The organism is Kitasatospora sp. NPDC088391, from assembly GCF_044753345.1.
Lineage (GTDB): Bacteria > Actinomycetota > Actinomycetes > Streptomycetales > Streptomycetaceae > Kitasatospora.
Genome location: NZ_JBIVNB010000009.1, coordinates 197,567 through 215,763, shown reverse-complemented (window position 1 = coordinate 215,763; position 18,197 = coordinate 197,567). Strand labels below are relative to the sequence as shown.

Sequence of the window (18,197 nt, the reverse complement as noted above, 5' to 3'; positions counted from 1 at the left end):
CGATGGTGGCTTCCCTCACCAAGGGCTTCGGCTTCATCGCCTTCTCCTGCCCCCTGCCTGACGCCCCTGCGCCGGTCACGGTGCGACGACGGCCCTTTCCCGTGGTGTCCGCGGGGGAGGGCCGTCGGGCTGCGGGGGGGAAAAAGGGGAGGTGGGGCGGGGTGGGGGCGGGTTAGGTTGGGCGGGTCCTCGGGCGGCTGTCTACCGCTCTTCTCGTGGCGCGAACAACGCGTCCGCAACCCAGGGAGTTGCTTCGGCATGGTGCGTGTCCTCGTCGGTGAGTTGGCGTCCGCGGTCGGTGGGACGGTGACGGTCAAGGGGTGGGTCAACACGCTGCGGCTGCAGAGCAAGGTGCAGTTCGTGGTGGTGCGGGACCACACGGGGGCGGTGCAGGTGACGCACCGGCGCGGGGGTGCGGAGGATGCGCTGGGGGAGGTGCTGCGCGGGCTGACGGTGGAGTCGGCGGTCGAGGTGACGGGCCGGGTGGTGGCCAACCCGGTGGTGAAGCTGGGCGGGCTGGAGATCGTGCCGGAGCGCGTCGTGGTGGTGTCCGCGGCCGAGCCGGGGCTGCCGATCGGGCCGGAGACCGGGGCGGAGCAGCGGCTCAACTGGCGGTTCCTGGACCTCCGGCGGCCCGAGCGGCGGCTGGTGTTCGAGGTGCAGAGCACCGTCGAGCAGGCGATGCGGGAGGTCGCGGCCGAGCAGGGCTGCACCGAACTGCACACGCCGAAGCTGATGGGCACGGCCTCCGAGTCGGGCGCCGAGGTGTTCGAGGTCGGGTACTTCGACCGGACGGCCTACCTGGCGCAGTCGCCGCAGTTCTACAAGCAGATGGCGATCGCGGCGGGCCTGGACCGGGTGTTCGAGGTCGGCCCGGTGTTCCGCGCCGAACCCTCGTTCACCTCCCGGCACGCCACCGAATTCACCGGCGTGGACGTCGAGTTGGCGTGGACGGACAGCGCCGAGGAGGTGATGGCCTTCGAGGAGCTGATGCTCCGCCGGGTGCTGGAGCGGGTCGCCGGGCGGCACGGCGAGCAGATCGGGCGGCACTGGAACACCCCGGTCGTGGTGCCCGAACTCCCGTTCCCCCGGCTGACGATGGCCGAGGCGATGACGAGGCTGCGGGCGGCCGGCTGGGACGCCGAGGGCGTCCGGGAGGACCTCGACCCGGAGGGCGAGCGGCTGCTGAGCGCGCTGGTGGCGGAGGAGAGCGGGCACGAGTTCGTCTTCGTGACGCGTTACCCGGCCTCGGTGCGGCCGTTCTACCACCGTCGGCCGGACGGCGAACCCGGCCTCACCGACTCCTTCGACCTGCTGTGGAAGGGCATCGAGATCACCACCGGCGCGCAGCGCGAGCACCGGTACGACCGGCTGGTCGCGCAGGCCGCCGAGAAGGGCATGGACACCTCCCCCGAGGGCCCGCTCGGCCGCTACCTGGACTGCTTCCGGTACGGCATGCCGCCGCACGGCGGGTTCGGTCTCGGGCTCGGCCGGGTGCTGATGCAAGCCCTCGGACTGCCCTCGATCCGGGACGCGGTCTTCCTGTTCCGCGGCCCCAACCGCCTGGAGCCGTAACGGGGCTCAGTGCCCGGTGCGGGCCGCGCCGGACGGCCAGAGCACGTGCACCGGCAGTCCGGCGGCCCGGGCCGCGGCGACCATGTCGGCCGTCCCGCCCGGGCCGTTGCCCGCCCCGCCGTCCCAGACCGCGACCAACAGGTCTGCCAGCCGCAGCAGTTGCTCGTTGGCGGCGACGTACGCGGCCGGGTCGAGGACGGTCGCGGGCAGGGTCAGCACCCGCTCGGCGGCGGCCAACAGCCGGGCGAAGCAGGTCCGTTCGGCCGCCGTCGCCGACGGGCCCGGGTGGCCGGGCCCCGGCAGGACGGCGAGCAGGCGGCCGCCGCGGGCCAGCACGGCCTCCGCGAACAGCGAGTCGGCGCCCGGGGCGAGACACGAGGCGCCCGTCAACTCCGCCGCCGGGTAAGGGGCGAGGAACTCGTCCAGGGCGCGGCGGACCGACCGGGCGGTGGCGGGGGAGAGGTCGAGGTGCCCGGTCACGGCGATCACGGGCATGGCGGGGCTCCCCCTCGGCGGTCGTCCGGTGCTGGGCCGGATACTGCCAGCAGGAGGCCGCCCCGCGCGGGAGTTGACGGAGATTGGGCCCGGCGGCGCACCACCGTGGGCGGATCGTGAACGCCGCTGGTCACCGCATGGCCGGACGCTGGACAGTGCCGCCCCGCGCGCCGGACAATCTCGCCATGAGCGCTCAGGAGTTCGGCACCGAAGCGGCCCGCCCCTCGCAGGCCGAACGGGACCGCGCCCTGGAAGTGCTCAAGGACGGCGTCGGCGCCGGCCGGCTCTCCCACGACACCTTCGTCCGCCGGATGGAACTGGTGCTGACCGCCCGCAGTCGGGCCGAACTCGCCGAGGTGGTCGGCGACCTGCGCCCGTACGGGCCGGTCTCCCGCCTGCTGCTGCGCACCGTCGCCAAGGTCTCCGCCCTCCACGTCCGCCTGCGGCAGACCTGGCAGGCCGAGCAACTGACCAGGCTCCGCCTGCCCGAACCCGCCGTGGCCCGCCTCCTGATCGGCCGGATGACCGGCGCCGACCTCCGCCTGGGCGACGGCACCGTCTCCCGGCGGCACGCCGAACTGCGCTTCGAGGACGGCCACTGGGTGCTCTACGACCTCGGCTCCAGCAACGGCACCTTCGTCAACGACCGCCGCGTCGCCGGCGGCACCGTGGTCCGCCCGGGCGACCGCCTCCGCTTCGGCCGCCTCGGCTTCCACCTGACCGCCGACTGAACAGCTCTCCGGTCGGCGGGAATCGGCCGGTCAGGGGGCGTACGGGTGGTAGCGCGCGCCGGCGGTCGGCCAGGCGCGGGCCAGGAACGGCGGGCGGTCGATCCGGTCGAAGCAGCGCAGCAGGAAGTCGGTGAAGGTGCCGGCGGTCTCGAACCACTCGCCGGCCTCGCTCTCGACGACGATCCGCCAGTCGTCCGGGTCGGGTTCCTCGGTGAGGAACCAGTAGCGATTGCCGTGCGCGTCCGCGCCCCAAGGGACCAGGCCCCCCTCGGCGGGGTGCGGCGGCCACGGGCCGGGGACGGGGGCGGCTCCGTCGGCCGCCCCGGTGCTCCAGAGCCGGTCCGCCTCCGCGGAGCCGCCGTCCGTCGGGCGGTCGAGCTCCAGGTAGCCGTCCACCGAGCCGGGCCCGTACAGGTCGAGGAAAGCCTTGTAGTCGGCGGGCAGGGCCAGTCCGAGCCACGCCTCCGAGGCCGCCCACAGGGAGGGGCGGGGAGTGCCCCAGGCCGGTGGCGTGCCCAGGAGGCTCCGCAAGCGGTCCGGCACGGCCACCGTTCCGCCGGTCGTCGCCCCGCCGGTCGTCGCGCCGTCGGTCGTCATGTGGGGTGCCTTCCTCCGCGGTTCGTCCGGTCCGTACCGGGGATTGTGCCGGGCGGGTCGGACGGTCCGGGCATGCCGAAATGAATTTTCTTTAGCTTCGGTAATGACGTAGGCTAAGGACATGCCCGAGATGTCCGAGGACGACCTGCAGGCGGTCAGCCAGCTGAGGTCGTCCGCGATGCGCCTGGCCCGACGGTTGCGACACCAGCGGGTCGAGGAGTCGCTGAGTCCCACCGAGATGGGGGTGCTCGGCACGCTCGCCCGTTGCGGGAGGGCGACACCAGGTGAGCTGGCGCGCAAGGAGCACGTCCAGCCGCCGTCGATGACCAGGATCATCGCCATGTTGGAGGAGAAGGGCCTGGTGCGGCGCGAGCCGCATCCGGAGGACCGCCGGCAGGTGGTGGTCAGTAGTACCGAGCAGGCCGAGGAGATCCTCAACGAGTCCCGCCGGCGGCGCAACGCCTGGCTGGCGGAGCTCGCGGAGGGCCTCGACCAGGAGGAGTGGGAGCGGCTGAAGGCGGCCGCTCCGGTGCTCTACAAGCTGGCCCACCTGTAGGAAGGCCCGTCCCGGGCGAACGAAGGGGAACCGCATCACCGCAGCACCCACCAGCGCAGTACACCGCGCCGCGGCCGTCCGGGAGACGGCCGCGGCGCGCCGAGGGGAGAACACTGTGACACCGCCGGCCACCCGCGCCGCCGCGATCCGCACCGCGACCATCCGCACCGACTTCCGTACCGACCCCCGACGCATCACCGCGGCCCGGCCCACCGGCCTCCGCGCCGACGAACCGCTCACCGACGAAGCGGCCGCCACCACCGCGCCCACCGGCGCCCCCGCCGCGCAGAGCCAGGCACCCGCCCCCGCGGGCCTGCCGGGCAGCGGCGACGACGACCCCGAGCATCCCACCGCGGCGGAGATCCCCGCCGCTCAGCCGGGCCGGTTCACCCGCCCGGGAGGGATGTTCTCGTCCCTGCGCATCCGCAACTACCGGTACTACTTCGCCGGCCAGGTGGTCTCCAACACCGGCACCTGGATGCAGCGCATCGCCCAGGACTGGCTGGTCCTCAGCCTCACCGGCAGCCCGTTCGCGGTCGGTGTCACCACCGCCATGCAGTTCCTGCCGATGCTGCTGCTCGGCCTGTGGGGCGGCGTCCTCGCCGACCGGCTGCCCAAGCGCCGCCTGCTGATCGCCACCCAGGCCGCGATGGGCCTGCTCGCCGCCGCGCTGGCCGTGCTCACGATCACCGGCACCGTCACCGCCGTCGCCGTGTACGGTTTCGCGCTGCTGCTCGGCCTGGTCACCGTGGTCGACAACCCGACCCGGCAGGCGTTCGTCAGCGAGATGGTCCCGGCCAAGGACCTCGCCAACGCGGTCAGCCTGAACGCCGCCAACTTCCAGACCGCCCGCCTGGTCGGCCCCGCCGTCGCGGGCGCGCTGATCGCCGCGGTCGGCAGCGGCTGGGCGTTCGCCGTCAACGCGCTCTCCTTCGTCGCGGTCATCGGCGGCCTGCTCGCCATGCGGAGCTCCGAACTGCGCCCGGTCGAGCGGATCGCCCGCGAGCGCGGCCAGCTCCGCGAGGGCCTGCGCTACGTCCGGGAACGGCCCGAACTGCTCTGGCCGATGGTGCTGGCCGGCTTCATCGGCACCTTCGGGTTCAACTTCCCGACCCTGCTGGCCGGTTTCGCCCACGACACCTTCCACGTCGGGGCCGGCGCGTACGGCCTGCTCAACACCGCGATGGCGGTCGGCTCGCTGACCGGCGCGCTGCTCGCCGCCCGGCGCGGCGCGCCCCGGCTGCGCCGCCTGGTCGGCGCCGCGCTCGCCTTCGGGGCACTGGAGGTACTGGCCGCGTTCGCGCCCGGCTACTGGACCTTCGCGCTGCTGCTCACCCTGATCGGCGTCTTCGGCCTGACCTTCAACACCTCGGTCAACGCCGCGCTCCAGCTCGGCACCGACCCCGAGATGCGCGGCCGGGTGATGGGCCTGCTGGTGCTGGTCTTCACCGGCGGCACCCCGATCGGTGCCCCGCTGGTCGGCTGGGTCACCGCCGCCTACGGCCCGCGGCTCGGCCTGCTCGCCTGCGGCCTGGTCTCCGCCGCCGCGGCCGGCGTGGTCGCCCTGGTGCTCGGCCGGATCGGCGGCCTGCGGCTGCGCCTGGACCCGCACCCGGTGCGGACCCGCGGCCGGGTGTTCTCGGTGGTCCAGAAGGGCGACCTGGCGACCGCCTGCTGATCGACCGCCTGCTGATCAGTCGTCGGACCGGTCCGTGCGCCGCGCCAGTACCTGGCCCGGCCACGGGCCGGCCGGCCGGTCGACGGTGAACGCGGTGGTGCGGGTGAACCCGAGCCGCTCGTACTGCTCGACCAGTCGGCCGTCGCCGCCCGCGTAGCAGTCCACCCGGAGCAGGCCGATGCCGCGCTCGCGGGCCTCCCGGACGGCGTCCGCGACCAGGGCCGCCCCGATGCCGGAACCGCTGCGCGCCCGGTCGGTGACCAGCCAGTGCACGTACAGCTCGCGCTCCCCGGCCGGGCCCGCGTACGCGGGGGCGTGCTCGGACAGCACGCAGACACCGGTCACCGCCCCGTCCGGGGCCTCGGCGAGCCGGACCAGCTGCTCCCGGCAGGAGTGCTCGGCCCGCTCCACCGACTCCGGCCGTTGTGACCACGGGACGGTGCCCCACTGGCCGGTGCGGCCCCGCCCGGCCAGCCAGGCGACGGCGCCGTCGATCAGGGCGAGCAGGTCGGTCGCGGACTCGGGTCCTCCGGTGCGGATGCGCATGAGGGCCTTTTTATCCGATGGCCGCGCGGGGGCGGTAAGGCAATATGACGGGATGAGGCTCTTCGTCGCCGTGAATCCGCCGGCCACCGCCAAGCAGGAACTCGTCGATGCCGCCGCGCCCCTGCACGGGCTGCCCGGCGCGGACGGCCTGCGCTGGACCGACCCGGCCGGCTGGCACCTCACGCTGGCCTTCCTCGGCGAGGTCGAGGCCGACGAACTTCCCAGGCTGGAGCGGGAGTTGTCCCGGGTCGCGGGGGAGCACCCGGCGCACCGGCTGGGCCTGGCCGGTGGCGGGACGTTCGGCGACCGGGCGCTCTGGGCGGGCGTGGCGGGCGAGGTCCGGGCCCTGCGGCAGCTCGCGGAGGCGGTCCGGGCGGCCGTCGGCGGCGACGACGAGCACCCGGTCTACCGCCCGCACCTGACGCTGGCCAGGTCCGGCGCCGCCCGGGGCCGGGAGCGCGGCGGAACGGGCCCGCTGCCCGCGATGGCCGCCGCGCTGCACGACTTCCGCGGCGCCGAGTGGTCGGCCGGACGGATCCAGCTGATGCGCAGCGGGACGGGCTACGGCCCGTCCCGCTACACGGTCGTCGAGGGCTGGCCGCTGGCGCGCTGAGCGCCCGGCCCGCTCCGGGTCGGCCCGGTTCAGCCCAGGTCGGGCCGCTCGCGCAGCTCGACCCGGTCCGGCGCGGCGTCGCCCAGCTCCAGCAGGGCCAGCGTGTTGGCGCCCTCGCGGAGCAGCGGCTGCGGGCAGAACAGGGTGGTCTGCGGGCCGCGCGCGTCGTAGCGGCCGAGCAGGAACCCGTTGACCCAGAGGTAGCCGTGCCCGCCCCCGGGGACGGCGAGGAAGGCGTCGCCGGTGGCGTCCAGGTGCAGCACGCCGCGGGCCAGCCGCTCGGCGCCCGGCGGGCCCGGGGCCCAGTCGGCGGCGGGCAGCGGGTCGAGGGCCAGCGGTTCGGCCTGCCAGCCGTGCAGGTACTGGCGCTCGTGCCGGACGCCGGTGAGGCCCTTGGTCTCGCCCACCTGCGGGCCGTAGTTGACCCGGCCGAGCGACTCGACCAGCAGCTGCACCCGGGCGCCGCCACCGGCCGTGAGCTTCTCGCCCTCGACGCCCCGCTCCAGCTCGGCGACCCGCTCGCCGTCCAGGTACACCGTCGCCCGGTCCCGCAGCCCCTCGACGGCGAGCGGGTACGCGCCGCTGAGCGCGGGCACCGTCGTGGTGTAGCGGACCAGCCCGTGGGCCAGCCCCAGCTCCTCGAACAGCGGCGGCACGGGCGAGGCCACGGCCGGGCCGAACGGCAGCTCCGCCACCTCGTCCAGCGCGACCTGACGGGCCGTCAGGATCGGCGGGAGTGCCGGGAACTCCGGCTCACGGTCGTCCAAGTACCGCGCCAGCTCCGGGTGTTCGGCCGCGAACTCGGCGATCACCTGCCGGAAGGCGGCGAACTTCGGCGCCGCGTCGCCGCGTTCGTCGAGCGCCGCGTCGTAGTCGTAGGAGGTGGTGACCGGCTGGAACGGGGAGTGCGTCCAGTCGGTGGAGTTGAACGGCGGGTCGGCGTGGTTGGCCCCGGCGGTGGTGCCGAAGTTGGTGCCGCCGTGCGCCATGTACAGGTTGACCGAGCCGCCGGCCGCCAGGATGCGGCGCAGCGCGTCGGCGGCGTCGTCGGTGTCCCGGGTGTGGTGCGGGCGGCCCCAGTGGTCGAACCAGCCGTTCCAGAACTCCATGCAGAACGGCGGGTCCTCCGGCCGGTGCCGGCGCAGCACCTCGAACGCCGCCTCCGGCTCGGAGCCGAAGTTCACGGTGGCCAGCACGCCGGGGACGGCGCCCGCCGCCAGCATGTGGTCCTCGGGGCCGTCCGAGGTGAACAGCGGCACGGTGATCCCGCGCTCGCGCAGCCCGCGGGCCAGGTGCCCGAGGTAGGCGGCGTCGCCGCCGAAGGAGCCGTACTCGTTCTCCACCTGCACCATCAGCACGCTGCCGCCGGGCCGCCCCCACTGGCGCTCCGCCACCTGCGGGAGCAGGACGTCGAAGAAGGCGTCCACCGCGGCCAGGTACTCCGGGTCGGAGGTCCGGGCCCGGCGGCCGACCCGCGCGGTGAGCCAGGCCGGCAGGCCGCCGTTGTCCCACTCCGCGCAGATGTACGGGCCGGGCCGGACGATCGTCCACAGGCCCTGGCGGCGCGCCTCGTCCAGGAAGGCGCCGAGCTCGTCCAGCCGCTCGAACCGGCCGGGGGCGGGCTCGTGCAGGTTCCACGGCACGTACGTCTCGACCGTGTTCAGCCCCATCGCGCGCAGTGCGGCCAGCCGGGCCGGCCACTGCTCGGGGCGGGTGCGGAAGTAGTGCGCCGCGCCGGACAGGATGCGCAGCGGGTGGCCGTCGAGTCGGAAACCGGTCGAGTCGTAGGTGAGCATGCCCCCAGCCTGCCCGCCGGGACCGACCCGGGCCATGGACAAAGCGGCCCGGCGTGTTGGACTTGTCGCGGACCGGCGACCGACCGGGCGGAGCCGCGGGGACGGGACGGAGGACCGGTGGAGCGCTGGTGGCACTACCTCACGCCCGGCCCGGCCCAGCTGGCCACCGGCCTGGCCTGCCTGGGCGTCGGGCTGCAGCGCGGCCGGCTCCCGGTGGTCGGCCCGCGCGTCCTCGACCACTGGGTGGCGGTGGTGATCGGCACCGGGAACGGCTGGTACCGGACCCCGGCCGGCCGTCGGCTGCCGGTGGCGGCCCCGGCGGTGCTCTGGCTGCGCCCCGGCGTGCCGCACCACTACGGGCCGGACCGGGACGGCTGGTCGGAGTCCTTCGTCGACTTCACCGGAACGGGTGCCGCCGGGTACGCCGAACTCGGCCTGCTGCCGGACGCCGAGGTGGTGCCGCTCGACACCGCCGAACCGGCCCTGCGGGTGATCGCCGGGATCGCCGCGGTGTGCCGCCGCGGCGGGGCGTCCGCCGGGCCGCGGGCCGCCGCGGCGGTGCACCAGCTGCTGGTGGAGCTGCACCGGCACCGGGCCGACCTCGACCCGGAGGGCGCGCCGGTGCTCGAACTGCTGCGCCGGGACGCCTGCCTGCCGATCCCGGTCGCCGAGCACGCCCGCCGGGCCGGGATGACCGTCGAGGAACTGCGCCGGGCGGTCCGCGCGGCGGGCGGCAGCAGCCCCAAGGAGTACCTGCTCACCGAGCGGCTGAACGAGGCCAAGCACCTGCTGGCGGCCGGCGGGCTCCCGGTCGCGGTGGTCGCCCGCCGGGTCGGCTACCAGGACCCGGCCTACTTCACCCGGATCTTCACCCGCCGGGTCGGCGTCGCCCCGACGGTCTTCCGGGAGCGGGAGTACCGGGGCGGGGCCGGGCCGGGGCCGGGGACCGACTAGTCTCGAAGCGTGGACCCGAAGACCCGTATGCGGATCGTGACCGGCGCGTTCCTCCTGCTGCTCGCCGTGGTGATCGTCGGCGCGCTCGTGCAGAAGTAGCGGCCCGGTCGGCCGGGCCGCTCAGGACTCCCCGGCGGGCTCCGGCGGCTGCGGCGGCGGGGCGATCCGCAGGTGGCCGATCATGCCGGGGCTGGCGATGCCGGGCAGCAGGACCCGCCACAGGGCGGTCAGCCGCTCGGGGAGGTCGGCCCGGCCGGTGTAGACCTGCGACATCACCCGGACGCCGGTGAACGCGGCGATGATCACGTCCGCGGTCTCCGGCACGTCCAGCCCGGGCAGCGTCTCGCCCTGCTCGGCGGCCTGGCCGAGCAGCGTGCGGACCACCTCCCGGGACTGGTCGTACGGGGTGTCGGCGGGCCGGGGGAGCGAGGTCTGCTCGACCGCGAGGCGGACGCCGGCCCGCAGCACCGCGTCGGTGCGCAGGCGGTCGGCGAAGGCGAAGCCCAGGTCGATGACGGCCTGCAGTTTGCTGCCGGAGCCCTCGGGGACGGCCAGGCCGTCGACGTGGGCCTCCAGCACGGCGAGCGCGATCGCCTCCTTGGACGGGAAGTGGTGGTAGAGCGCGCCCCTGGTCAGCCCGGTGCGGGCGAGGATCTCGTTCGTCCCGGCGGCGTCGTAGCCGCGCAGGTCGAAGACCTCCGCGGCGGCCTCCAGGATGGCTCTCCGGGACCGGATGCCCCGTTCCTGCTTCGTCATGTCCGACCTCCTGCTGGGGGGATCGGCCACCGGGGAAAGATGCCGACCTGTCTGCATCATAGTGGGGTACACGGACGGACCGGAGCCGCCGATCGGCGGGTTTGCCGGGGCCGGGCCCATGCCCGCGCCGTACAGGTCTGTATGCCGGGTGCTGCGATCAGCGGTTCGTTCGTACGGGGGCGGCGTTCAGCTCGGGCTTTGCGGAACGGGCGGAGCCGGCGGGGCGGCGACCCGGCGCAATACCATACAGTTCGGTTTGTATGTCAAGGGAGGCCGGGCACGGCGAAGGCCCCGGTCCGCGTGCGGACCGGGGCCTTCGGGAGCTGACGGAGGGTCAGTCGTTCAGGTGCTCCACCACGTAGTCGATCGCGCCGGTGAGCTTCTCGACGTCCGCCGGGTCGATCGCCGGGAACATCGCGACGCGCAGCTGGTTGCGGCCGAGCTTGCGGTACGGCTCGGTGTCCACGATGCCGTTGGCACGCAGTGCCTTGGCGACCGCGGCGGCGTCCACCGAGTCGTCGAAGTCGATGGTGCCGACGACCTGCGAGCGCTCCTCCGGCTTGGCCACGAACGGCTGCGCGAAGGAGGACTTCTCGGCCCAGGAGTACAGGATCGAGGAGGACTCCGCGGTGCGGGCCACCGCCCAGTCCAGACCGCCCTGGCCGTTCAGCCACTCCAGCTGGTCGGCCAGCAGGAAGAGGGTGGTGATGGCCGGGGTGTTGTACGTCTGGTCCTTCGAGGAGTTGTCGATCGCGGTCGGCAGGTCGAAGAACGGCGGGATGTACCGGCCGGAGCCGGCGATCTCCGCGGCGCGCTCCAGCGCGGCCGGCGAGAAGGTGGCCAGCCAGAGGCCGCCCTCGGAGGCGAAGGACTTCTGCGGGGCGAAGTAGTAGACGTCCGTCTCGCGGATGTCGACCGGCAGGCCGCCGGCGCCGGAGGTGGCGTCGACCAGGACCAGCGAGCCGGCGTCCGCGCCCTCGGGGCGGCGGATCGGCATCGCGACACCGGTGGAGGTCTCGTTGTGGGTGAGGCCGTAGACGTCCACACCCGCCTCGGCGACCGGCAGCGGGTGGGTGCCCGGGGCGGTCTTGATCACCGTCGGCTCGGCCAGCCACGGGGCGGCCTTCACGGAGGAGGCGAACTTGGAGGAGAACTCGCCGAAGTCCAGGTGCTGCGACTTCTCGCGCACCAGGCCGAAGGCGGCGATGTCCCAGAACGCGGTGGAGCCGCCGTTGCCGAGCACCACCTCGTAGCCCTCCGGCAGCGAGAACAGCTCGGCGACGCCCTGGCGGACGCGCTTGACGATGTTCTTCACCGGGGCCTGGCGGTGGGAGGTGCCCAGCAGGGAGGTTCCGGTGGCGGCGAGGGCACTCAGGGCCTCGGGGCGCACCTTGGAGGGGCCGCAGCCGAAGCGGCCGTCGTTGGGCAGATTGTCGGCGGGGATCTGAATCTGAGCCACGGCCGCAGCCTATCCCCCGGATAAGCGGCGGCGGAACGGCAGTCCGGCGGCTGAGACGTGATCTTGGCCGCTCGGGACAGCCGTCACCGGGGCGCGTGACCCCTGGTCAGGGGGCGTGCGCGCGCCCGGTGTCGGCCCTTCTTCCGCTGACGGTCCGTCAGCTTTTCACCCGGAAGTGGGGTGGTCCCGCGACGGGTCGGCCGGTCAGCCGGCGATCTGGTCCCAGCCCTCGATCTCCTGCGGGGTGCGGGAGCCCGGGCCGATGTAGCGGGCGGCCGGGCGGACCAGCCGGCCGGTGCGCTTCTGCTCCAGGATGTGCGCGGACCAGCCGGCCGTGCGGGCGCAGGTGAACATCGAGGTGAACATGTGCGCCGGGACCTCGGCGAAGTCCAGCATGATGGCGGCCCAGAACTCGACGTTGGTGGCCAGCACGCGGTCGGGGCGGCGGTTGTGCAGCTCCTCCAGCGCGGCCTTCTCCAGCGCCTCGGCGATCTCGAAGCGCGGCGCGCCGAGCTCCTTGGCGGTGCGGCGCAGCACCCGGGCGCGCGGGTCCTCGGCGCGGTACACGCGGTGGCCGAAGCCCATCAGGCGCTCGCCCTTGTCGAGGGCGTTCTTCACGTAGCCGGCCGCGTCGCCGGTGCGCTCGATCTCCTCGATCATGCCGAGCACCCGGGACGGGGCGCCGCCGTGCAGCGGGCCGGACATCGCGCCGACCGCGCCGGACAGCGCGGCCGCGACGTCGGCGCCGGTGGAGGCGATGACGCGGGCGGTGAAGGTGGAGGCGTTCATGCCGTGCTCGGCGGCGGACGTCCAGTAGGCGTCGACGGCCTTGACGTGCTTCGGGTCCGGCTCGCCGCGCCAGCGGATCATGAAGCGCTCGACGATGGTCTCGGCCTTGTCGATCTCGCTCTGCGGGACCATCGGCAGGCCCTGGCCGCGGGCCGACTGGGCCACGTAGGAGAGCGCCATCACGGCGGCCCGGGCGAGGTCGTCGCGGGCCTGCTCGGCGGAGATGTCGAGCAGCGGCTTGAGGCCCCAGACCGGGGCGAGCATGGCGAGGGCGGATTGCACGTCGACCCGGATGTCGCCGGAGTGGACCGGGATCGGGAACGGCTCGGCGGCCGGCAGGCCGGGCGCGAACTTGCCGTCCACCAGCAGGCCCCAGACGTGGCCGAAGGAGACCTGGCCGACCAGGTCCTCGATGTCCACCCCGCGGTAGCGCAGCGCACCGCCCTCGCGGTCGGGCTCGGCGATCTCGCTCTCGAAGGCGACTACACCTTCAAGGCCGGGTACGAAATCCGACATCAGAACGGCTCCTTCAGTGATCCGACGCGGCGGACCGCCGTGGTGGGGCGGCAGGCCGGAGGCCGATGGTGGTTGGCACTCGGTGTCAGAGTGTCAGGCACGGAGTGCATTGCGCCATACACCACGACGGTGATGTTTCCCCCACGGGCCGCCCGAACCCCTGTCGTCTCCGGCGTCCTCGGCGGATTTTCCGGGGCGGGCCGGTGAAAACCGGACGATTCCCCGGGCAGTGGGTCGTGAAGCGGTGGCGAGCCACCATATCCCCAGCGGTTCGGACAGGCGCAGCGACGCCCGGTGCTTGTCGTACGGAATGATGGGAGATGTGCCTACCCCGGAACGCCACCCGAGCGACCAGTCCGCGCCCGCCGAGGGGAGGTCCGGTCCGGACCCCGCCGCGATGCGCCGGCAGTACCAGCACGACGGGCTGGCCGAGGGAGGGCTGGCCGAGGACCCGTTCCGCCAGTTCGCCCGCTGGTTCCAGGAGGCCGGCGAGGCCGGGGTGGCGGAGCCCAACGCGATGGTGCTCTCCACGGCGGACGCCGCGGGGGTGCCCTCCTCGCGCACCGTGCTGCTCAAGGGCTACGACCCGCGCGGCTTCGTGTTCTACACCAACTACGGCTCCCGCAAGGGCGTCGAGCTGGCCGCCAACCCGTACGCCTCGCTGCTGTTCCCGTGGATCGGGCTGGCCCGCCAGGTGGTGATCGGCGGGCGGGTCGAGAAGGTCGGCCGGGACGAGACCGCCGCCTACTTCCGGACCCGCCCGCACGGCTCCCGGCTCGGCGCCTGGGCCAGCGAGCAGTCCAGCCCGGTGGCCGGCCGCGAGGTGCTGGAGCGGCGCTACGCCGAGCTGGCCGCCCGCTACCCCGAGGGCGAGGGCGTCCCCGTCCCGCCGTTCTGGGGCGGCTACCGGGTCGTCCCGAGCACCGTCGAGTTCTGGCAGGGGCGGGCCAACCGGCTGCACGACCGCCTCCGCTACGTCGCCGACGGCGAGGGCTGGCGGGTCGAACGGCTGTGCCCCTGACGGGGCGTCAGGCCGCTTCGCCCGGTGACCGGTTCGTTCGGTTCCGTCCGGTTTCGGTCCGGCGGCACCGGGCACTCCCGCTTCACTGTCCGCGTGGTGCGCCGGATCGGTCCGGGGCGCCGCCGTGCGGAGGACCGCCCTCCGCCGGTCGCGGAGAGGAGTTCCGATGAGGAACCGGAAGGGCGGGGCCGACCGCCCCGAGGCGCGCGGCACGGCCGCGCTGGTGCGGGCGACCCGGGCGCTGACGCTGAGCACCTGGTGCCTGGCGGTCGTGACCGCCGCCGAACTGCTGGTCAGGTAGCGGGCGAAGCCCGTTCCACCGGGTGGCGCCGCCCGGTGGTCCGTCAGTTCGAGGGTCGCGCAATAGCAGCAGTGCGCGAGGGGAGGTACCGCCGACCGGGTGATCTTTGCCAGGGGTGCGGAGCTGGCGAATCGTCAACTTCCTTGTGTCCTGCGGGAGAAGCGGTTGTATCGGTTTGGAACCTGATGCGCGGGGGAACCGGGCGGGGCTATGCTCGTCCAGGTGTCATGCCGCAGTGAGACACTGCGGCATCGGCTTGCGCTCTTGAGGTTCTCCACCCGCTGCGGCACTTCCCCCATGCCCACGCCTCAATTGAAGAAGGCAACGCCATGACCACTGCACTCGTCGCCGCACCGGCCGAAGACCTGACCGGGGCTCAGGTCGCTCTCGAACGCGCCACGATGGCGGATCTCGCCGCCCTCGACGCCGAGGATCTCGCGGCACAGATCGAACGGGTGCTGCCGGCCGCCGCGGCCGGTCAGGTGGCGGTGGCTGCCTTCCAGTCCTCGATCTGATCGGGCGGACCACGCCGAATCGGTTCGACCCATGACGTCCGAGCCCGTCCCGTTCAGCCAGTTCGTCCTCAAGGTGCACAGCCGCTGCGACCTGGCCTGCGACCACTGCTACGTGTACGAGCACGCCGACACGAGCTGGCGCGGCCGGCCCAGGGCCGCCCCGGACGAAGTGCTGGAACGGGCGGCCGGACGGATCGGGGAACACGCGCGGGCGCACCGGCTGCCCGCCGTCCACGTGGTGCTGCACGGCGGCGAGCCGCTGCTGGCCGGCCCGGCCCGGCTGCGGCGCGCCGCCGAACTGCTGCGCGCGGCGCTGCCCGCGGGCTGCGCCCTGGACCTGCGCATCCACACCAACGGCGTGCTGCTGGACCGCGCCTTCTGCGAGCTGTTCGCCGAACAGGACATCAAGGTCGGCGTCTCGCTGGACGGCGACCGGCTCGCCAACGACCGGCACCGGCTCTTCCCCAACGGCCGCTCCAGCCACGCCAAGGTGCTGGCCGCGCTGGAACTGCTGCGCGCACCGGAGTTCCGGCACCTGTACGCCGGGCTGCTGTGCACGATCGACGTCGCCAACGACCCGATCGCGGTGTACGAGGCCCTGGTCGCCGAGCGGCCGCCGCGGATCGACTTCCTGCTGCCGCACGCCACCTGGGACCACCCGCCGGCCCGCCCCGAGGGCGCCGGGCCGACGCCCCACGCCGACTGGCTGCTGGCGATCCACCGGCACTGGAGCGAGCGGGGCCGCCCCGTCCCGGTGCGGATCTTCGACTCGGTGCACCGCACCCTGCGCGGCCGCTCCAGCCTCACCGAGTCGCTCGGCCTGGACCCCGCCGACCTGGTGGTGATCGAGACCGACGGGACGCTGGAGCAGGCCGACAGCCTGAAGACCGCCTACGACGGCGCGCCCGCCACCGGCTTCGACGTGTTCGCGCACACCCTGGACGAGGTCGCCCGCCACCCGGGGATGCTGGAGCGCCAGTCCGGCCTGGCCGGGCTCGCCGACGCGTGCCGGGCCTGCCCGGTGGTCCGCTCCTGCGGCGGCGGACTCTACGCCCACCGATACCGAACCGGCGGGGGCTTCGACCACCCGTCGGTGTACTGCGGGGATCTCTTGAAGCTCATCACCACCATCCGGGACCGGGTCCAGCCCCCCACCGCCGTGCCCGCCCAGGACCGGCGGCCGCTCACCGAGGGGCACCTCGACGAACTGGCCCGCGGCCTCGGCGGCGAAGCCGCGGTCGGCGCCCTGGCCAAGGCCCAACTGGAGCTCTCCCGAAGGCTGGTGGCCGCCGTCGGGGCCCCGGCCGGCAGCCCGGCCTGGCAACTGGTGGCGGAGACCGACCGCCGCGCGCCCGCCGCGCTGGACGCGGTGCTCGCCCACCCGTACACCCGGGCCTGGGCGGTGCACTGCCTCGGCGGCGACGGGCGCGCCGACCTCGGCGGGCTGGCCGAACTGGCCGCCGCCGCCGCGCTGCGGGCCCGGTCGGAGTTCGAACTGCTGCTCCCGGTGCGCTCCGGCTGGCTGCACCTGCCCACGCTCGGCCGGCTGCGGCTGGACGGCCGGGCCGAGGCGGTGCTGCGCGGCGACGCCGAGGGGCTGCACTGCGACGGGCAGACCGTCCGCTGGGACCGGCCGGGCGACGACCGGTGGCAGCCCGTCCGCCGGGTCGTCCTGCCGGGCTGGGCGCTCGCCCTGGAGGACACCGACCCGCAGCGCGACAGCCACCAGTGGCCGGCCGCGGGCCGCCTCGCCGAGGCCGAACTCCTGGACTGGACGGGCGCGTTGCGGGAAGCCTGGGAACTGCTCGGCCGGGACCTGCCGGAGTACGCGGCGGGCATCGCGGCCGGCCTGGGCACCGTCACGCCGCTCGCCCCCGGCACCGACGGGCGGGACATCAGCGCCGCCGCCCGGCAGGCCTTCGGCGCGGTCGGGATCGCCCGGCCGAGCACCTCCCCGGTGCTCGCGCTGCTGCTCGCCCACGAGTTCCAGCACGTCAAGCTCGGCGCCGTGCTCGACCTGTACGACCTGTACGACCAGGAGGACCGGCAGCTCTACTACGCCCCCTGGCGGCCCGACCCGCGCCCGCTGGAGGGGCTGCTGCAGGGCACCTACGCGCACCTCGCGGTGGCGGCGTACTGGGCGAGCCGGGTGCGGACCTTCGACGGCATCCGCGGCGACGCCGCGGCCGCGGCCCGGCTGCAGCTGGCCACCTGGCGGGCGCACACCGCCGCCGCGATCGGGACGCTGGCCGGCTCCGGCTCGCTCACCCCGCTCGGCCTGCGGTTCGCCGAGGGCATGCGGGCCGCGCTCGCCCCGGTCCTGGAGCTGCCGGTCGGCGCGGCCGCCGAGGAGGCCGCCCGGGAGGCCGCCGCCGCCGACCTCGCGGCCCGGCGGGGCACGGTGGGCCGGCGGTGACCGCGGTCGGCGGCCGGGCGACCGCCGTGCGCGCGGCGGCCCCCGCCCGGCCCGCCGCCCCGCCCCGGACCGGGCCCGGCCGCAGCGTCCGGGAGCTGGCCGACGACCTGCGGCGGCTCGGCGTGCGCCCCGGCGAGACCCTGCTGGTGCAGTCCTCGCTGCGGTCGATCGGACCGGTCGCAGAGGGCGCGCGGGGGGTGGTGAAGGCGCTCGGGGAGGCGCTGGGGGCGGACGGAACGCTCGTGGTCTACACCGCTACACCCGAGAACTCCCGCACCTCCCCCTACTACCGAGCCGCCACCGCCGGTCTGACGCCCGCCCAACTGGACGAATACCACGACCGGATGCCCGCCTGGGACGCCGCGACCACCCCCGCCTCACCCACCATGGGCCTGCTCGCCGAGACGGTGCGGCGCACGCCCGGCGCGCTGCGCAGCCCGCACCCGCAGACCTCCTTCACCGCGCTCGGCCCCGCCGCGGCGGAGCTGACCGGCGTCCACCCGCTGGCCAGCCACCTGGGCGAGGGATCGCCGGTGCGCAGGCTCTACGACAGCCCGGCGCGCTGCCTGATGATCGGGGTGCCGGTGTGGTGCTGCACCCCGCTCCACCTGCTGGAGTACTGGCAGCCGGACCGACGCCCGCAGGACTACAGCTGCGTGGTGCGCACCCCCGACGGCGGGCGCCGCTGGGAGCGGTTCACCGGCACGCGGCTGGAGGACGCGCACTTCCCCGCGATGGGGGTGCAGCTCTCCCGGGGGCTGGCCGAGCTGGTGGAGGGCCGGCTCGGCGACGCCGACTGCTTCCTGATGCCGATCCGCGAAGCGATCGATCTGGCGGACAACTGGTACCGCGACAGGGACAATTGAGCCCTGGTCGGATCAAG

Annotated in this window: 18 protein-coding genes; 11 read left to right on the top strand and 7 right to left on the bottom strand. The window is 74.5% G+C overall.

The features are described from left to right. Positions 1 to 258: 258 nt before the first annotated feature. Positions 259 to 1,575 (top strand): aspartate--tRNA(Asn) ligase, encoded by a 1,317-nt coding sequence (gene aspS, locus ACIQBJ_RS25820; protein WP_400715090.1) that lies wholly within the window; start codon positions 259 to 261, stop codon positions 1,573 to 1,575. Positions 1,576 to 1,581: 6 nt separating this feature from the next. Here aspS and ACIQBJ_RS25815 read toward each other — a convergent pair whose 3' ends face one another. Beyond that, positions 1,582 to 2,070 (bottom strand): hypothetical protein, encoded by a 489-nt coding sequence (locus tag ACIQBJ_RS25815; protein ID WP_400715088.1) that lies wholly within the window; start codon positions 2,068 to 2,070, stop codon positions 1,582 to 1,584. A 185-nt stretch (positions 2,071 to 2,255) separates the two neighbouring features. Here ACIQBJ_RS25815 and ACIQBJ_RS25810 point away from each other — a divergent pair, with 185 nt between their 5' ends. Next, positions 2,256 to 2,801, top strand: a complete 546-nt coding sequence (locus ACIQBJ_RS25810; RefSeq protein ID WP_400715086.1) for an FHA domain-containing protein — start codon at positions 2,256 to 2,258, stop codon at positions 2,799 to 2,801. A 30-nt stretch (positions 2,802 to 2,831) separates the two neighbouring features. Here ACIQBJ_RS25810 and ACIQBJ_RS25805 read toward each other — a convergent pair whose 3' ends face one another. Beyond that, the gene (locus tag ACIQBJ_RS25805; RefSeq protein ID WP_400715084.1) at positions 2,832 to 3,398 is read right to left on the bottom strand and encodes an SMI1/KNR4 family protein; all 567 of its coding nucleotides are present in this window, start codon (positions 3,396 to 3,398) and stop codon (positions 2,832 to 2,834) included. A 121-nt stretch (positions 3,399 to 3,519) separates the two neighbouring features. Between ACIQBJ_RS25805 and ACIQBJ_RS25800 the strand changes: the two genes are divergently transcribed. Both ACIQBJ_RS25800 and ACIQBJ_RS25795 read left to right on the top strand, forming a co-directional pair. After that, complete coding sequence (locus ACIQBJ_RS25800) at positions 3,520 to 3,954, top strand: MarR family winged helix-turn-helix transcriptional regulator (RefSeq protein ID WP_400715082.1); 435 nt, start codon at positions 3,520 to 3,522, stop codon at positions 3,952 to 3,954. A 115-nt stretch (positions 3,955 to 4,069) separates the two neighbouring features. Further along, positions 4,070 to 5,632, top strand: a complete 1,563-nt coding sequence (locus ACIQBJ_RS25795; RefSeq protein WP_400715080.1) for an MFS transporter — start codon at positions 4,070 to 4,072, stop codon at positions 5,630 to 5,632. 15 nt (positions 5,633 to 5,647) lie between these two features. Here the strand turns inward: ACIQBJ_RS25795 and ACIQBJ_RS25790 are convergent, their stop codons facing one another. Next, positions 5,648 to 6,178 (bottom strand): GNAT family N-acetyltransferase, encoded by a 531-nt coding sequence (locus tag ACIQBJ_RS25790; protein ID WP_400715078.1) that lies wholly within the window; start codon positions 6,176 to 6,178, stop codon positions 5,648 to 5,650. A gap of 52 nt (positions 6,179 to 6,230) precedes the next feature. Between ACIQBJ_RS25790 and thpR the strand changes: the two genes are divergently transcribed. Beyond that, the gene (thpR, locus tag ACIQBJ_RS25785) at positions 6,231 to 6,791 is read left to right on the top strand and encodes an RNA 2',3'-cyclic phosphodiesterase (protein WP_400715076.1); all 561 of its coding nucleotides are present in this window, start codon (positions 6,231 to 6,233) and stop codon (positions 6,789 to 6,791) included. Between the two features lie 29 nt (positions 6,792 to 6,820). Here thpR and ACIQBJ_RS25780 read toward each other — a convergent pair whose 3' ends face one another. After that, the gene (locus ACIQBJ_RS25780) at positions 6,821 to 8,587 is read right to left on the bottom strand and encodes a beta-galactosidase (protein WP_400715074.1); all 1,767 of its coding nucleotides are present in this window, start codon (positions 8,585 to 8,587) and stop codon (positions 6,821 to 6,823) included. Positions 8,588 to 8,704: 117 nt separating this feature from the next. Between ACIQBJ_RS25780 and ACIQBJ_RS25775 the strand changes: the two genes are divergently transcribed. Next, entirely contained in the window at positions 8,705 to 9,541 is an 837-nt protein-coding gene (locus ACIQBJ_RS25775; protein ID WP_400715072.1) for an AraC family transcriptional regulator, read from the top strand. A 120-nt stretch (positions 9,542 to 9,661) separates the two neighbouring features. On the opposite strand, the gene ACIQBJ_RS25770 is transcribed toward ACIQBJ_RS25775, so the two are convergent. From ACIQBJ_RS25770 to ACIQBJ_RS25760, 3 genes are all read right to left on the bottom strand, one after another. Beyond that, positions 9,662 to 10,297, bottom strand: coding sequence for a ScbR family autoregulator-binding transcription factor (locus tag ACIQBJ_RS25770; RefSeq protein WP_400715070.1), 636 nt, complete (start codon positions 10,295 to 10,297; stop codon positions 9,662 to 9,664). 334 nt (positions 10,298 to 10,631) lie between these two features. Then, positions 10,632 to 11,756, bottom strand: coding sequence for a phosphoserine transaminase (gene serC / locus ACIQBJ_RS25765; RefSeq protein ID WP_400715068.1), 1,125 nt, complete (start codon positions 11,754 to 11,756; stop codon positions 10,632 to 10,634). A gap of 204 nt (positions 11,757 to 11,960) precedes the next feature. After that, positions 11,961 to 13,061, bottom strand: a complete 1,101-nt coding sequence (locus tag ACIQBJ_RS25760; RefSeq protein ID WP_400715066.1) for a citrate synthase 2 — start codon at positions 13,059 to 13,061, stop codon at positions 11,961 to 11,963. 313 nt (positions 13,062 to 13,374) lie between these two features. On the opposite strand from ACIQBJ_RS25760, the gene pdxH reads away from it, so the two are divergent. The 5 genes from pdxH to ACIQBJ_RS25735 all read left to right on the top strand — a co-directional run bounded on the left by pdxH (position 13,375) and on the right by ACIQBJ_RS25735 (position 18,180). After that, a complete protein-coding gene (pdxH, locus tag ACIQBJ_RS25755; RefSeq protein ID WP_400715064.1) occupies positions 13,375 to 14,082 on the top strand; it encodes a pyridoxamine 5'-phosphate oxidase in 708 nt (235 codons plus the stop codon). 166 nt (positions 14,083 to 14,248) lie between these two features. Beyond that, entirely contained in the window at positions 14,249 to 14,383 is a 135-nt protein-coding gene (locus tag ACIQBJ_RS25750; RefSeq protein WP_400715062.1) for a hypothetical protein, read from the top strand. Between the two features lie 329 nt (positions 14,384 to 14,712). After that, positions 14,713 to 14,898 carry an FxSxx-COOH cyclophane-containing RiPP peptide gene (fxsA, locus tag ACIQBJ_RS25745; RefSeq protein ID WP_400715060.1) on the top strand — a complete coding sequence of 62 codons (186 nt, stop codon included), beginning with the start codon at positions 14,713 to 14,715 and terminating at the stop codon, positions 14,896 to 14,898. A 31-nt stretch (positions 14,899 to 14,929) separates the two neighbouring features. Then, positions 14,930 to 17,314 carry an FxsB family cyclophane-forming radical SAM/SPASM peptide maturase gene (locus tag ACIQBJ_RS25740; protein WP_400715057.1) on the top strand — a complete coding sequence of 795 codons (2,385 nt, stop codon included), beginning with the start codon at positions 14,930 to 14,932 and terminating at the stop codon, positions 17,312 to 17,314. Further along, on the top strand, positions 17,311 to 18,180 hold the full coding sequence (locus ACIQBJ_RS25735; protein ID WP_400715055.1) for an aminoglycoside N(3)-acetyltransferase: 870 nt from the start codon (positions 17,311 to 17,313) through the stop codon (positions 18,178 to 18,180). The genes ACIQBJ_RS25740 and ACIQBJ_RS25735 overlap by 4 nt, the downstream gene beginning before the upstream one ends. Positions 18,181 to 18,197 lie beyond the last annotated feature (17 nt).

Bases quoted from the DNA above. Each gene is read 5' to 3' on its own strand.
- thpR (WP_400715076.1), top strand. From the start codon at position 6,231: ATGAGGCTCTTCGTCGCCGTGAATCCGCCGGCCACCGCCAAGCAGGAA.
- ACIQBJ_RS25800 (WP_400715082.1), top strand. From the start codon at position 3,520: ATGCCCGAGATGTCCGAGGACGACCTGCAGGCGGTCAGCCAGCTGAGG.
- ACIQBJ_RS25770 (WP_400715070.1), bottom strand. From the start codon at position 10,297: ATGACGAAGCAGGAACGGGGCATCCGGTCCCGGAGAGCCATCCTGGAG.
- ACIQBJ_RS25740 (WP_400715057.1), top strand. From the start codon at position 14,930: ATGACGTCCGAGCCCGTCCCGTTCAGCCAGTTCGTCCTCAAGGTGCAC.
- ACIQBJ_RS25805 (WP_400715084.1), bottom strand. From the start codon at position 3,398: ATGACGACCGACGGCGCGACGACCGGCGGGGCGACGACCGGCGGAACG.
- ACIQBJ_RS25760 (WP_400715066.1), bottom strand. From the start codon at position 13,061: ATGTCGGATTTCGTACCCGGCCTTGAAGGTGTAGTCGCCTTCGAGAGC.
- pdxH (WP_400715064.1), top strand. From the start codon at position 13,375: ATGGGAGATGTGCCTACCCCGGAACGCCACCCGAGCGACCAGTCCGCG.
- ACIQBJ_RS25780 (WP_400715074.1), bottom strand. From the start codon at position 8,587: ATGCTCACCTACGACTCGACCGGTTTCCGACTCGACGGCCACCCGCTG.
- ACIQBJ_RS25790 (WP_400715078.1), bottom strand. From the start codon at position 6,178: ATGCGCATCCGCACCGGAGGACCCGAGTCCGCGACCGACCTGCTCGCC.
- aspS (WP_400715090.1), top strand. From the start codon at position 259: ATGGTGCGTGTCCTCGTCGGTGAGTTGGCGTCCGCGGTCGGTGGGACG.
- ACIQBJ_RS25810 (WP_400715086.1), top strand. From the start codon at position 2,256: ATGAGCGCTCAGGAGTTCGGCACCGAAGCGGCCCGCCCCTCGCAGGCC.
- fxsA (WP_400715060.1), top strand. From the start codon at position 14,713: ATGACCACTGCACTCGTCGCCGCACCGGCCGAAGACCTGACCGGGGCT.
- ACIQBJ_RS25750 (WP_400715062.1), top strand. From the start codon at position 14,249: ATGAGGAACCGGAAGGGCGGGGCCGACCGCCCCGAGGCGCGCGGCACG.
- ACIQBJ_RS25815 (WP_400715088.1), bottom strand. From the start codon at position 2,070: ATGCCCGTGATCGCCGTGACCGGGCACCTCGACCTCTCCCCCGCCACC.